The organism is Mycobacterium sp. SMC-18, from assembly GCF_045310895.1.
In the GTDB taxonomy this organism is placed as follows: Bacteria; Actinomycetota; Actinomycetes; order Mycobacteriales; family Mycobacteriaceae; genus Mycobacterium.
The window spans coordinates 1-13408 of the sequence record NZ_JBJIAL010000071.1; the positions used below are offsets into that span (position 1 = coordinate 1).

Here is a 13408-nt window from a genome sequence, read left to right on the forward strand (position 1 = left end):
GCTACCTACCGCCAATGGTTAAACACCCAGCTCAACCACGCCGCTTGACTATTAACAGAAATAGGAGCATCAAGTTCGACGACCTACCAATCTCGGCTTATCGTGGAAATTGGACGTTCCCGTAAATGGACGGACGACAACGATGGCAGCCGGTGAAGCGACACTCAGCACGATCCCGGGATGCAGACCCGACGATCGTAAGTCGCTCGTATCGCAGTTCCTGTTCCTCACCAAGGTAGTTCAGCCCCATCACCACCGGCTTTCATCGGCCGCCCGGGGAGCGCCAAGCCACGTCCACCCCACCAATAAGGAGGCCGCACCATGGCTGATGCACAATCGCTCCAGACCGACATCTCCGGCGTCACCGCCAACGGCATGCCCGAACCGTGGCGCGCCGTCCTGGCCCGCCACCCCCGCAACATCGGCGACATCGTCGACGACCCCAACCGCGGCCCGTGGAACTCCGTCCACAACGGCCAGAACTACCAGGGCACCTTCGACGCCTTCGAACAGCAGGTGACCACCGCCGAGCAGATCGCCTGGGTCCACACCTTCAGCGACGGCATCACCCGCGACAGCGGCGACGTGCTCATCGAACTCATGGAGTTCGCCATCCAGTGGCGCAAAGCAAACGGACTCCCCACCACCGCGAAATGAGCTGAGCGATGACCACTTTCAGTGATATCGCCGCCAACATCGCGGGCGTCTACCACGTCCGCCATGCCGTCCTGACCTTCGCCGGCACCTGGGCCGCCCCCGGCACCGGCTACCCCTCCGACGTCGTCCACGCCGCCGACCCCGACCTCGTCTTCGAAGTCCCCATCCAGGCCCCCTGGACCTTCGGCCCCATCCCACCCGGCGCGCCACTGTCCCCCAGCTACGCCGAATCGGTGCGGATCGCGGTCACCAACGCGATCGGCTGGATCAACAACTACCCGAAGCAGACCTTCGCCCTCGGCGGTTACAGCCAGGGCGCCGAGGCCGCCTCCCGGGTCCTCGCCGAGATCATGACTGGCAGCCTGCAATGGGCCCGGCCCAACCTGATCGGCGGCTACACCTTCGGCAACCCCTGGCGCCTGACCGGCCACACCTTCCCCGGCGGCACCGACCCGGGCGGCCGCGGCATCGCCGTCACCAACCTGACCGCCGCGCAAATCCCCAAGGACGCCAACGGTATTGACACTTGGTGGGACTTCGCCAACCCCGGCGACCTCTACACCACCACGCCCAACAACCAGGCCGGACGCGACATCACCGCCGTCTACAAGGCCGCCGTCCAACTCGGCATCAGCATCAACGCGGCCATCGCGCTGATCGCCGGCCTGACCGGCCAGGGCAGCCTCGCCCAGCAGGTGCTGGCGTTCGTCACCGACCCGATCGTGGGCGGCCCCGCCCTCGTCGAGGCCATCGACCGGGCCGTCGCCTTCTACGCGACCAACCCGCCGACCCTGCCGCACATCACCTACGAGTACGTCGACGCACTCCCTCACGAGAGCTCGGTGCAAGTCGCCACCAACCACCTCAACCAGATCGCCGCAGCCACCGCCGCACGGATGGCGGCATAACGCGCGCCCAACCCCCGGTCAGTCAGTAGCGGCAGCTCCCCCATCACGAGCCTGCCGCCGCGTCGCACCCCACAACCCGACACCGATCCCGACGACGGCGCCGCCGAGCCCGATGTACTTCTGCGACGGCCTCATCTCGTGATGAACACCCATGCCGCCCAACATATCTGCCGCATCGGCACCACCCGAGGCCAGGAACCACCCACGGGTGTCCCCTCCACGCAGCGCCGCCGCGGCGAGCAATCCGCCGATCAGCGCATCGCGGTAACCCATCGAGTGCAGCAGCAACCACGTGGATCCGGTCGGCTTCTCGGGGTCACCCCACAACCGATTCGCCCGGGCCGGGGCGACGAGAAACGACACCCCCGACGCGAGACGAATACCACCGACGACGAGTCCCACACGGTCGATCGACATGGATCGCAGCGTAGGGCGTCACCACGCCGTATGTGGGCAAGTTGGAAGCCCACGAACGTCACGGACCTACCAAGGACTCTTCGCGTAATCCTTCAAGAAGCACCCGTAGAGGTCCTCGCCCAATTCCCCGCGCACAATCGGGTCATACACGCGCGCAGCACCATCCACGAGATCCAGCGGCGCGTGGAAGCCTTCCTCGGCCAGCCGCAGCTTGGTGGGATGCGGGCGCTCATCGGTGATCCAGCCGGTGTCGACGGCGGTCATGAGAATGCCGTCCTGCTCCAGCATCTCCCCCGCACTCGTGCGGGTCAGCATGTTCAGCGCGGCCTTGGCCATGTTGGTGTGCGGATGGCCGGGCCCCTTGTAGCCGCGGCTGAACTGGCCTTCCATCGCGGACACGTTCACCACGTATTTGCGCCTGGCGGACGAGGCGGCCATCGCCGGGCGCAGCCGGCTCACCAGAATGAACGGCGCGGTCTGGTTGCACAGCTGCACCTCGAGGAGCTCCATCGCGTCGACCTCGTGCACGCGTTGGGTCCAGCTGTTGATCGACGCGGTATCGGGCAGCAGCCCGCCGGCATCGATCGCGAGGCCGGCGGCGATGCGCTCCGGCGACGCGCTACGGGCCTGCAGCGCAAGCTCGGTCAGGGCGTGCGCCGTCGGGTGCTCACCGAGACTCCCGGCCAGGGCGTGCGGATGCGCGTCACTGACGTGGTCGAAGGTGATGACGTCCACCAACTCGGGCGGCGGGGTGCGCTCGGCCTCCACCAGCGCCGCGTACGAGCCCGGCGGGCGGCGCACCGTCTGCGCCGCATTGTTGATCAGAATGTCCAGCGGCCCCTGCGCGGCCACCTCGTCGGCCAGCGCGACCACCTGGGCCGGGTCCCGCAGGTCGATCCCCACGACGCGCAGCCGGTGCAGCCAGTCGGCGCTGTCCTCCATCGCGGCGAAGCGGCGCACCGCGTCGTTGGGGAACCGGGTGGTGATCGTGGTGTGCGCGCCGTCGCGCAACAGCCGCAGCGCGATGTACATGCCGATCTTGGCGCGGCCACCAGTGAGCAACGCGGTACGACCGGTCAGGTCGGTGCGGGCGTCGCGCTTGGCCCGGTTGAAGGCGGCGCAGTCGGGACACAGCTGGTGGTAGAAGGCATCGACCACCGTGAAGTGGTTCTTGCAGATGTAGCAGTGCTGTGAGCGCAGCAGCGTGCCCGCCGTGGCCCCGACCGCGGTGGACACCAGGGGCAGCCCCTGCGTCTCGTCGTCGATCCGTCCCGGCGCGCCTGTAGCGGTCGCGGCGATGACAGCGCGGTCAGCGGCCGCAATCCGGTCGCGTGCGGCGGCCCGGCGCTCCTTCTTCAGCTCCTTGAACATCTTCGCGGTGGCCTGGCGGACGGCGATGGCGTCGGGATGCTCGGGCGGCAGCGCGCTCACCTCAGCCAGCACCTTCAGGCAGATGCTGAGCTGGTCAGGATCGATCGCGGTCACCGTGGAAGGGTACGGGGACGGGGCCTGAACAGGCCAACTAGCGAACCGGCTCCCCCGATTCGTCGACCGGTGTCGGTGCCGGCTCGTACCGTTGCCTTCATGAGCGAAGACACGACTCCCGAGCTGGGCGGGTTGGCTGTCGAGGCCCTCGACTTGCTCACCGCCGCCGTGCGTGACGTCCCCGCCGACCGCTGGGACGATCCGTCGATCCTGCAGGACTGGACGCTGCGTGAGTTGGTGGCGCACGCGACCGGCAGCGCTACCCGAATCATCGTGCTCGCCGAGGACGGCGAGCTCTGGGACGGCCCTTCCGCACCGTCGGACTGGATGTACGGCAACCCCGCCGATCAGTTGAGCGCGTTGGCAATTCGGCTGCGCGACGCGCTACCCACCGCGGATCTCGATGCCCCGCGCAAGTCCCCGCAAGGTGAGGTTCCGCTGCGCCGCGCGCTGCTGTTCCCGATTGCCGACCTGGCGCTGCACACCTGGGATCTGCGCCAGTCACTAGGCGAATCGATCGAGCTGCCCGACGACCTGCTCACCCTGTCCGAGGGCCTGGTCCACTCGGTGCCGGCACAGATGCTGCGGCGCCCGGGCGCGTTCGGTCCGGAGCAGCCCGCGCCGGCGGACGCGTCGCGCACCACCAAGCTGCTGGCGTTCCTCGGCAGGCCTGTCAGCCCCAGTGCGTAAGGGCTCACCAGAGCCCTGGCGCATGAGTCGAGCGGTACCCGCGCCACAGACTGCGCAGGCAGGGTCCAAACTTGTCCGGCCTGTCGAGGACGTCGCACTCAACTACTCAAGCTCGGCCTCCAGGTTCCAGCAATATGCTCAACAATCCGGTCCCCCATGCGTTTTGCCTCTGCCTGCGCACTCACCGGCAGCGAAGCAACCGCCCGCTCGAACGCACCAGGAAGTTGCTTTCGAAGTTCATCAACCCAAGCCACGGCCCGGTCCCCGGAGAGCCCGAGTCGACGGCCTACCGTGCGCCAATCAGAATTCGTAACGTCAAGCATCTTCCAGTGGTCACCGATTTTCATCGATGACAGCAGCCGCTGATGCTGGTCGTAGGGCGCAGCCGAAGCGGCGTCGTACAGGGGCGACACCTGCGCGCGCGACCCAATGAGGACCAGCGAGTAGTTCTTCGCGTGTGCGTCCGTTCCGCCGATGAGCACGTTGTAAGCGACGGCCTTGAAGAATCGCTCAGCATTAACTTCACGGTCCTCGATCGGCAGGCGATTGAGCAGGTCAGCGATATCGGCGATGCCGGGCCCGCCGTCGGATTGATACTTCAGACTGGGGTGCACCGACAACGCTTGGCACATGTCTTCTTGGTGCACGCGGTGCCACGTTGACCCGTCCTGAATGCGGTCGTAACGCGTCGAAAGAAGCACCTGGGCATCGCCGACCTCCACCACCTCGGATGAGGCGGCGAGCAGACCCACTTCACGCGCAGCACGCTGGCACAGGGCTTCGTTGATGTGATGCTGTGCGTACCCAATGATGGCCGGCTTGACGATCACTGTCGTCGGCGTGGAGTCGCGCGGGATACCGAATCGCCCTGACGCCGGGTCACGGAACAGCGCTGCTTTTGGTTGGGCGCCGGCAAGACTCCAGCGCCCCCCGAATCTCCCTGGGTCCCAGTCGGATTGATGGGTAGCGAGGTCACGCACCAGCTCGGCGAAGTCGGTATCTCTGAGCCAGTCGATGTCACCGGTTCGATCACGCGCATCGGCCGGGTCGAGATCAGACGGAAGAATCTGAACTGCGCCGGCCGCATCGCGACCGACATGAGCGAGCAGCGAAAACGGATTGTTCGGCGACACGTTGTATTCGCGTCCCCATCGCTGTCGCGCTCCTTCGCTGTCAGGCAGCAGGCCCTCAAGATATGCGCGGACCGCCTTGTCCCGGTGCCGCTTTGACAGGACCGGCAACGACAACGACAACGGCGTCGGATCACCTTGTTCGAGGTACTCGTCGTCGTAGCTGAAACTCAGCGCGCCCTGCGACGATTGCGCGGCCGTTCCGATAGGAGTTCCGTCAAGGTACACGCGTAACGTTCGAGTCGCCACTACGCCTTCTTCGGGCCGAAGAGCGCGTCAAACGGGTCACGGGGAACTTGCCGTTGCGATTTCGAAGGAGCTTTCAACGGTGTCCCGGAAACAGCGGCGTGGAGGTCAATACCAACGACACGCAGAGCGTCGAGAACCCGTTGCGCTTCGAGCCGCGGGTGCCCTTTCTCCAAACGAATTACCCAATCTCGGCTCGTGTGCAGTTGCGCCGCAAGATCGGCCTGCGTCATCCCGCGGGCGGTACGCGCCGAACGAACGAGCGCACCAAGATCACCCATCGTCTTGACTTGCATTTCGACACCTCATGTAGTCGTTCGACAACATCACAGATTGTAGCCGTTCGACAACATTCGCGAAAGATGCCGTTCGACAACTCTTCGCACTTCAGAAGCGGTGCGACTCGGCCACTCACGCACCAGCGGTGCACTGTAGGTCCCAGCTTCGAGCCTACGACTCTGCAGTGCGCTCCTGCGTGAGACGCAACCGCTGCTCGACCCAAGACCAGTCCACCCGCTCTTGCTCGAGGCGCACGCCGTCCCCCAACCCCCCTTCGACCAACTCGGAGTACAGGCGGTACTCGTCAGCAGTCAGTCGAGTGAGTAGCGATTTTGCCGGACGATCCTCACTCACCCAACGATCGCGGTGCGTCAGCAGGGTCTCCCGGTCCATCAGCACCGAGCGCGCGCTTGGCAGCCAGGCCCGCAGACGATCGAGTATCGCGAATCCATGCGTGTCGATGTCACCCCAGTAAATGACGTCTGCACCGGCCAGCCACTGCAGCTTCCCGGCATTGTCGACATCGAAACCCTTGCCCCAGATCACCACACCATTTGGAGGTACCGCAGCGCTGAGATAACTGATCTCGTTCTCGATGATCAGCGCAACATGCGGTTGCACGTCCAACTGCGCCAGTTCGTCGGTCCGTGCTGCAACCTCAGTCAGCGGTACCGGAAGGCCCAACGACGACGAAAGGCGCAACCGCAGAAGACTGGGCTTGGCCCGCAGGCCCAAATCAGCCAGAAATCCGCCAGGCGATGACGAAACACCAAGCATTCCAGCCAGATCGGACCGATGACGCTCGGCGAACTTGGTATCGACCCCGGAGGCGCTGAGCTCCCGCAGATATCGCTGTGAGTGCCGGTGACCGTCCAGCCACTCGTACGCTGCGACCAAGCGCGGCATCTCCGATACCAGTGACAGAGCACGGTGCGGGTACGAAGCAATCCAGTCACGGACAGGCTTATGCTGCGCCGTCAGCGTCAGCAGTCTATCGAAACGGCGGACTGTCGCCACCACGCCAAGCAACATCCAGGCCTGTTCGTACGAAGAAACCACCGCGCGGATAGGTACTGCATTGCGACCAATCTGTCTGCCGCCGACAGTCTTCCATTCCAGCGCGTAACGGACGTCGTTGCCGCGACCACCGTCCAAGGCCACGACCCAATCACGCGCGGCAGCGATGTCGTCACCGATCTGAGCAAGCGTGGGGCCGCGCAGCGGCACCTCGATCGGCGCGAACGGCTCGGCGTTGGCGTAGCTCCGCAGTAGCGACCCGTCATCCCACCGACGCCTGACCCGTGCGGCTACATCCTCAGCCGAGGTCCAAGCAGCGTTCATACCGAGGATCCGTCACGACGGCTGCGGTACTCCTCGATTGTCATGGTCTGTAGCCGGGAGTATGCACCGCCCGGATTATCCACGATCCCAATGGCTTTCACATACGGCTCGATCACGTGCACCTTCTGCAGCGGCGTAACAATCAACAGCTGCAGCCCCAGCGTCGCGAACAACTCCAGCGCATATCGCGTGGAGACATCCGAACCGCGTCCGAACGCCTCGTCGATCACCGCGAATCGGAAGTCACGCGACCGTGAGACTCCCCATTCGAGGCCGAATTGGTAGGCCAGTGAGGCCGCCAGAATCGTGTAGGCAAGCTTCTCTTTCTGCCCCCCGGACTTGCCGTCCGAGTCGCTGTAGTGCTCCCACTCGACGTCTGTTTCCACGTCGCGTTCGGAGGCCGAGAAGACGAACCAGTTGCGCACGTCGGTTACCCGGCGGGTCCAGTTCTTGTCCGATTCAGCGTAACCGTCCCGCCCACGGAACCGCTCGATGATCCTCTTCACATCCAGGAACCGCTGCTCCGAGTACTGGTCGCCGTCGACAGCCAGCATGTCGTTGGTCAGGCTACGCAGATCCGAACGGAACTGTGCGACATCCTGATTAGTGGTGGGTTCCTTCTCCAACCGAATGAAGCGGCCCGGGTTGTATGGCACTGCGCCGAGCGCATCGTTGATCCGGTCGACTCGCTCATCGATGGCTGACGCCTGCCGCCCCAGCCAGTTATTGAACCCGGCGAGTTCTTGGATGGCGTTCTTATTCAGCTGTTCTTTGAATTCGCTCTCGAAACGCGGCAAGTCGTCGGTAGCGACGCGGTCACGAAACGCGAGGAAGTCGCCGCGAGCAGCTACAGTTGCGTCCATATCGGCGCGCTGCTCGGGCCACCGACGCAGCACCTCGCTCATGTACTGAGTCAGGTTCAGCGCGTGGCCACTTAGTTGACCAGAAAGCCGCTCGATGCGTCGATGCAGGTCCGCTGACAGTGTCGTCTCGATTTCGGCACATTGCGCTGCCTGTTTGGGCCGGCGTTCCCCGAGGCGTTCGTCGAGTGCGTGGTACGACGCCCGGGCGGTTTCCAGTTGACGCTCCGGCTGAGCAGCGACGAAATCGTCGTCCCGCGCACGGTCTTGCTTCGCGCGCTGCACGGACGCCGCCGTGGTGGCGAGCCGCCCGGTGATATCCCTGCTCAGTTTCGTTGCGGCAGAGGACTGCTCAGCATTGTGTTCCAGCGCCAGGGTGATCTCTTCCAACCGCGACGAACCGGACTGCAAACGGACACGTTCGGCGTCATGTGCCGCGGCACGCGACGCAGCCTCGTCGACATCAAGGTCGGCCCACGAGCGGAACCCCTCGACGCGCAGGAACGCATCGAGCCGTTGCTGCAGCGCCTCCCTCTGCTCGCCCAACTGCGTAGCAACATCGGTTGCCTCCGAATGCTCCTGTTGCAGCTCGGTCAACTCGTTGCGCAGCGCGGCAATCTTGCGTTCATTGATCCAGCCCAGCACCCAGCGCCGCGGATCGTCGACGCGGTGTCGATCGTCCTTTTCGTGCCGGTCACCCGAGCGCACTTGTCCCTCACGGGTGACGGCGCGGGGATAATTGCGGAACTCATCGAGTGTCGCCGCGCAACGAAAGTTGGCCCGCTTCATCAGCTCGTGGCGGAGGTACTCCGTGAATGGCCCTTCCCGCAAATCGATGCAGTCAGCCAGCAGCAGCCCATCCTCGACCGTCGGCTGCAGCCGTACCCGGTGCGCCGGTACTCGCTCGTAGACCAACTTGGCTCCCCGCCCCGCAACTGTGAGGCTGCGTCCATTCACCCATGCGGCGACAGCGTCATAATGTCGTTGCGGCACCAGCAGGGACAGCGCAAACCCGCGGAGCACGCGTTCGGCAGCGCCTCGCCATTGCGAGTGCTCGTCGTCTACGTCGAGAAGCTCCCCGGCATAAGGTAATTCCCCCGGCGTCAGATTCAGCGCGGAACACAATTCGGCCCGGATGGCCACTTGTTCATGCGGCAGGTTGTTGGTGCGCTGTTCCAGGCTGCCGATCTCCCCTGTAAGGACCTCGCACTTTCGTCGAATTTCTCGCTCCCGTCCGATCGCGTCGACAACGGCCGTGTCCATATCGCGCTTCCGATTGGTCAAGCGGGGACGTTCGGCGCCAACCAACGTTGACAGCGCGGCGAACGCCCGCTCGTCGGAGACCGAGTCCAGGCCAGCGTCAGAGACGGCGGCATCAAATAGGACCCTGGTCTGTTGGCGTGCTTCTGTTTGAGCGCGTGCCTCGGCTGCCAGTCGTTCCAGCTCTCCGATCCGATCCCCACCCGCCTTCGCGCGCTCTTCGATCAGGGATTCACGTTCGTGGTTTAGCCGTCGCTGCTCCGATTCGGCCGCGTCCTGCTGCGCCCACAGGGCCGCGCCCTCTGCCTCTAGCCGCGTGATCTCCGCAAAGAGCAGACCGGACCGAAGTTCTGCGATGTACGACCTGACTGCGGACCGTTCATGATCGAGTCCGTCGCGTTCGGCAAGTGCAGCGTCGTACTTGGCCGCCGTTTCCACGATAGGTTGGAGAGCCTCGAGCTGCTCGCGGGCCCGCTTGACGGCGTCGTGAGCCTTGGATAGGTCGTCGAAGTGTCCGATGATGTCACGAACCCGGTCAGTCGAGTCACTCGGTTCCAACATGTGATCACGGACGAAATCATTGAGGTTGCCAACGGATTTCATCGACACTGTCTGATGGAACAGCTCTAGTGCCTGGTCCGATCGGATACCGAGCAGACGACGCAACGAAGTCGCGTACTTGGGAAACTCGTCGAAAATTTCCGCGCCTGCCGCCCTCAGGCGTCGGCGCAGCTCGCGCAAGTCAGTACCAAAATCAGCGAAATCACCGGCGACCGACAGCTCTCTGATCGCGGTCACGAAGAACCGGTACGGCTGACCGGTACTCTCGCGTTGCTGAAACACCTGGGCCAGCGTGACCGTCTCGTCGTAGCCGTGATTGTGGAAGACACCGAGAATCACCGAGTAGGTGCGCTTGTTCTCACGCAAGCCTTTTGGGCGGGATTTGCCAGTGGTCTCGTTGCGCTCGGACTTGTAGTGACCCTCGACGTAGGAGCGCAGCGTACGTTCCTTGGCGTCTGCACCGGCGGCCTTGTTGTAGGCGGCCTTGTGCGAGGGAACAAGTAAGGTCGTGAGCGCGTCGACTATCGTTGACTTGCCTGAGCCGATGTCACCGGTCAACAGCGCCGTATCGGTACCGGGCGTGAAGCGCCATACGTGGTCGTCGAAGGTTCCCCAGTTATAAACTTCGGCGTATTGCAGCCGGTATCCGGCTCGCTGTCCATCAACGAGTTCCACTGCGTCGGAGAGAGTTTCACTCACGGTTCGCTCGCTCATCGCCGACAGGAAGCCCTGCGTACTCGCGCAGCTTGCCGGCGAAGTCGGCTAGGGTCTGTGCATCGACGTAGGCCTTGAGGATGCGCCGCACCTCCCAATGATCGCGCTGACCGCGGAGCTGTCGCAGGAACCCGAGCTCGGCAGCCTTCTTGATTGTGGCCTCTGCTTGGTCGACAACACGGGCATCGTTCGTAGATTCCGCTTGGAACAGTCGCAGCAGTTCAATGATCTGGTCAGTGCTGAGAACCAATCTTCCCTCACCACCACTGGTTTCGAATTCAACCAGGCGTTTGCGCAACAGGACTAACAGCAGGCTGACGTTGTAGGTGAGCGCCCGCCGGCGCACCAGACGCGGTAGCGCCTCCACACCTTCTTCCTCCGACCGCGAACGCAGGTATGCGTAACCCTCGGCCTCATCAATGACGACGTCGACGCCAATGGTGGCGAAATGGTCACGCACACCGGCACCCTGACGTTCTAGGACCAGCCAGGTGTCCTCGTCGGAGGTGCGGTAGACGACACCCTGCATTAGCCGGATGATGGCGGCCGCGACATCACGGTCCGTACTCATCGCCGTCGTACCGTCACTTTAGGTAGTCTGGCGCGCTTGATGAGGTCGGAATCGGCAACGTCCACGTATTCCAGAATGGTCTCCTCGGTCTCGTCCATGTCGATGCTCACATCCTCATCGTTCAGCGCAAGGTAGCCGACGATCTCGGCCGCACCCTGTTCAATCGGGTGAGCAGCGATCACATCGGATAGCAGTGCTGATGTATTGCGAGGCAGCACAGCGCGGATAGTCTCGGCCAGTCGTACCTGGTCGATGTACGTCTGGTCGAACAATAGTGCGGCGTCGACCTGCTCGGTGGCTTCGCTTATGTGACTCTCGACAGCAACCGCCACCGGCGGCTGATACAGCGGACGCTCGAAGGGCAGTGCGATTTCGATGCCCGGCTCGTCGACCTCGAGACCGAATGACGGCGGGTTCCTGCGCACCTCAAGGGCGGCCGTCTCCACTGCCCGGACGAGGTCCAACACACGGCGGTTCTCCAGCCAGACTTGATCGTCGAGAAAACGTCGCAGCTGTTCGGAAATCTGCCGGACCGTGCGCTGCGCCCTGTCGGCGGCCTCCGACCAGTCATGGTGGATTCCCTTGACGCTGTTGCTCCGCTGATCGGGTTCGATCGCGTCGAGAGCGGTAACCTTGGCCAGCAGATCGGCCAGCTCTGTCTGGCGTTGTTCGGAGAGCAAGAAGTCATAGAACGCTTGAAAGCTGCGTCCTTGATCCGAGCCGGCGATCTCCGAGCGGCTACCAACCAACTCCGCGAGCAATTCGCCCTTAGCTCCTTCCCAAGCCGCGATCTTCTCCCGCGCGGCTCGATCCAACAACCGGAAATTGTCTTCGACTTCGCGGAAATCCGCTAGCAGTTCGCGGGCCGTTGCCGACAACTGCTGATAGCGGTCACGTACGCCGGTGGCGTCCAACATGGGGACGTTGCCCGCTTCAATCGAGCCGATCTCCGCATCGAGTTCAGCTCTGCGCCGACGCAATTCAGCAGTCCGCACTTCGGGTTGAACTTCGGTTCCGTGCACAATCTGACGCAGTAGTTCGACAACGGTGTGCAATCTCGATTCGGTGCCGACGAAGGACCGCCCCCGCAGATTGAGAACCCAGGAATAGGACTTCTCGAATGCCGGTGTCACCTCGTAGTGAACCTCGTCGTCGCCTGGTGGGTAGAACCGCCGCAGGTATCCAGCCTCCGTAGCCGCCCAATCTTCCAGATAGGCGCGCGGCTCCTTGGGGTACCGGACCTCGTGGGCATTCAGCGCATAAAGATGCTCATCGAGCGCACCGGCGACCTCGCTGGCAGAGCACGCGCCACGATTGCCCTCGACGAAGAACTCCCCTAGGAAGGACAGGATGAGCGTGGCATTGCCTGCACGCAGCAGCCGCCAGGCAGGATGCCGCTCCCGCAACGCACTGACCTCTTGATAGTCCACGCTATCGAGGGTAGGCAGGCGCACCGACAGCATCACACCGTTGCCCAAAATCTACGCTCGGTAGCCCGCACACATCAGACCGGAATCGACCCGTACCTTCCGTTGACACCGCGGTGTTCATCGCGAAGTAGCCGACCTGCACCCTGTGCACACACCACCACTCAAGCTGCGTAAGGCCGCCCCGTCGATGACAGGGGCGGCCTCAGCGGTGACAGCAAGTCTCAGCGGTGGTTGTGCTGGTGGTGATGATGCACCGGGCTGCCCGGCTGCGGGGCGTTCTGCTGGTGCGGGAACGCGTGGTGCGTGCCGACCGGGCTGCTGGCAGTCGTGACGTCGGCGTGCGCGGTGGCGGCACCGAGGAAGATGACGGCCGGCGCGGCAGCGAGGGCGAAACCGGCGGCGATGCGGCGGGTGATGTTCATGTCGACTCCTTTGGCGGGTAAGGCTTTTCAAGTTCTTGTCCGGTGTGTTCCGGTGTTGAACTAAGAATGCCGCCGACAGCCGTCGACCTGTATCCGCCGACCGGCCCCTGCGCCGGGTGAAACTCCTGTCCCCCGATCAGGGGACAGAGCGGGACCGACCGCGAAGACGCCTACCTGAGCTGCAGCGCTACGCCGAACGTGTCGCCTGCTGATCCGACCCGCTGCGGCGGACCACGCCACCCGCCACGCCCGACGTAGCAAGCCAGGGCAACCACGTGCCGAGGAACCATCCGAACCGCTCGGTGCCACCCTCTACGTGCGCCGCTACGCCCGGCGCCAGCACCGGCCGCCGGTCAGCCCCTAGGAGTCTGCTGAATTAATCGGTGTGGCGGCCGGGGTTGACCTGGGATTTCGCTGATAATTGGTGGGTGCAGGGT

General features: G+C 63.9%; 12 protein-coding genes. 3 read left to right on the forward strand and 9 right to left on the reverse strand.

Annotated elements, in window-relative coordinates:
* Nucleotides 1–321 precede the first annotated feature (321 nt).
* Together ACJH6J_RS29035 and ACJH6J_RS29040 are read left to right on the forward strand one after the other, a co-directional pair.
* Nucleotides 322–657: a hypothetical protein gene (locus ACJH6J_RS29035; protein WP_061007247.1), complete on the forward strand. Its 336-nt coding sequence runs from the start codon at nucleotides 322–324 to the stop codon at nucleotides 655–657.
* An 8-nt stretch (nucleotides 658–665) separates the two neighbouring features.
* The gene (locus ACJH6J_RS29040; protein ID WP_406804936.1) at nucleotides 666–1565 is read left to right on the forward strand and encodes a hypothetical protein; all 900 of its coding nucleotides are present in this window, start codon (nucleotides 666–668) and stop codon (nucleotides 1563–1565) included.
* An 18-nt stretch (nucleotides 1566–1583) separates the two neighbouring features.
* On the opposite strand, the gene ACJH6J_RS29045 is transcribed toward ACJH6J_RS29040, so the two are convergent.
* The gene (locus ACJH6J_RS29045; RefSeq protein ID WP_406804937.1) at nucleotides 1584–1982 is read right to left on the reverse strand and encodes a DUF4267 domain-containing protein; all 399 of its coding nucleotides are present in this window, start codon (nucleotides 1980–1982) and stop codon (nucleotides 1584–1586) included.
* A 66-nt stretch (nucleotides 1983–2048) separates the two neighbouring features.
* Nucleotides 2049–3467, reverse strand: a complete 1419-nt coding sequence (locus tag ACJH6J_RS29050; RefSeq protein ID WP_406804938.1) for an SDR family NAD(P)-dependent oxidoreductase — start codon at nucleotides 3465–3467, stop codon at nucleotides 2049–2051.
* 99 nt (nucleotides 3468–3566) lie between these two features.
* Here ACJH6J_RS29050 and ACJH6J_RS29055 point away from each other — a divergent pair, with 99 nt between their 5' ends.
* Nucleotides 3567–4157: a TIGR03086 family metal-binding protein gene (locus ACJH6J_RS29055; protein ID WP_406804939.1), complete on the forward strand. Its 591-nt coding sequence runs from the start codon at nucleotides 3567–3569 to the stop codon at nucleotides 4155–4157.
* 98 nt (nucleotides 4158–4255) lie between these two features.
* Here ACJH6J_RS29055 and ACJH6J_RS29060 read toward each other — a convergent pair whose 3' ends face one another.
* The 7 genes from ACJH6J_RS29060 to ACJH6J_RS29090 all read right to left on the reverse strand — a co-directional run bounded on the left by ACJH6J_RS29060 (nucleotide 4256) and on the right by ACJH6J_RS29090 (nucleotide 12971).
* Entirely contained in the window at nucleotides 4256–5536 is a 1281-nt protein-coding gene (locus tag ACJH6J_RS29060; protein WP_406804940.1) for a type II toxin-antitoxin system HipA family toxin, read from the reverse strand.
* Nucleotides 5536–5829 (reverse strand): helix-turn-helix domain-containing protein, encoded by a 294-nt coding sequence (locus ACJH6J_RS29065; RefSeq protein ID WP_073695741.1) that lies wholly within the window; start codon nucleotides 5827–5829, stop codon nucleotides 5536–5538. The genes ACJH6J_RS29060 and ACJH6J_RS29065 overlap by 1 nt, the downstream gene beginning before the upstream one ends.
* 154 nt (nucleotides 5830–5983) lie before the next feature.
* Nucleotides 5984–7153 (reverse strand): Wadjet anti-phage system protein JetD domain-containing protein, encoded by a 1170-nt coding sequence (locus ACJH6J_RS29070; RefSeq protein ID WP_406804941.1) that lies wholly within the window; start codon nucleotides 7151–7153, stop codon nucleotides 5984–5986.
* Complete coding sequence (locus ACJH6J_RS29075) at nucleotides 7150–10533, reverse strand: ATP-binding protein (protein ID WP_406804942.1); 3384 nt, start codon at nucleotides 10531–10533, stop codon at nucleotides 7150–7152. The genes ACJH6J_RS29070 and ACJH6J_RS29075 overlap by 4 nt, the downstream gene beginning before the upstream one ends.
* Complete coding sequence (locus ACJH6J_RS29080) at nucleotides 10526–11119, reverse strand: DUF4194 domain-containing protein (RefSeq protein WP_406784751.1); 594 nt, start codon at nucleotides 11117–11119, stop codon at nucleotides 10526–10528. The genes ACJH6J_RS29075 and ACJH6J_RS29080 overlap by 8 nt, the downstream gene beginning before the upstream one ends.
* Nucleotides 11116–12582 (reverse strand): DUF3375 domain-containing protein, encoded by a 1467-nt coding sequence (locus tag ACJH6J_RS29085; RefSeq protein ID WP_406784767.1) that lies wholly within the window; start codon nucleotides 12580–12582, stop codon nucleotides 11116–11118. The genes ACJH6J_RS29080 and ACJH6J_RS29085 overlap by 4 nt, the downstream gene beginning before the upstream one ends.
* A gap of 188 nt (nucleotides 12583–12770) precedes the next feature.
* On the reverse strand, nucleotides 12771–12971 hold the full coding sequence (locus ACJH6J_RS29090; RefSeq protein WP_061007255.1) for a hypothetical protein: 201 nt from the start codon (nucleotides 12969–12971) through the stop codon (nucleotides 12771–12773).
* Between the last annotated feature and the right edge of the window lie 437 nt (nucleotides 12972–13408).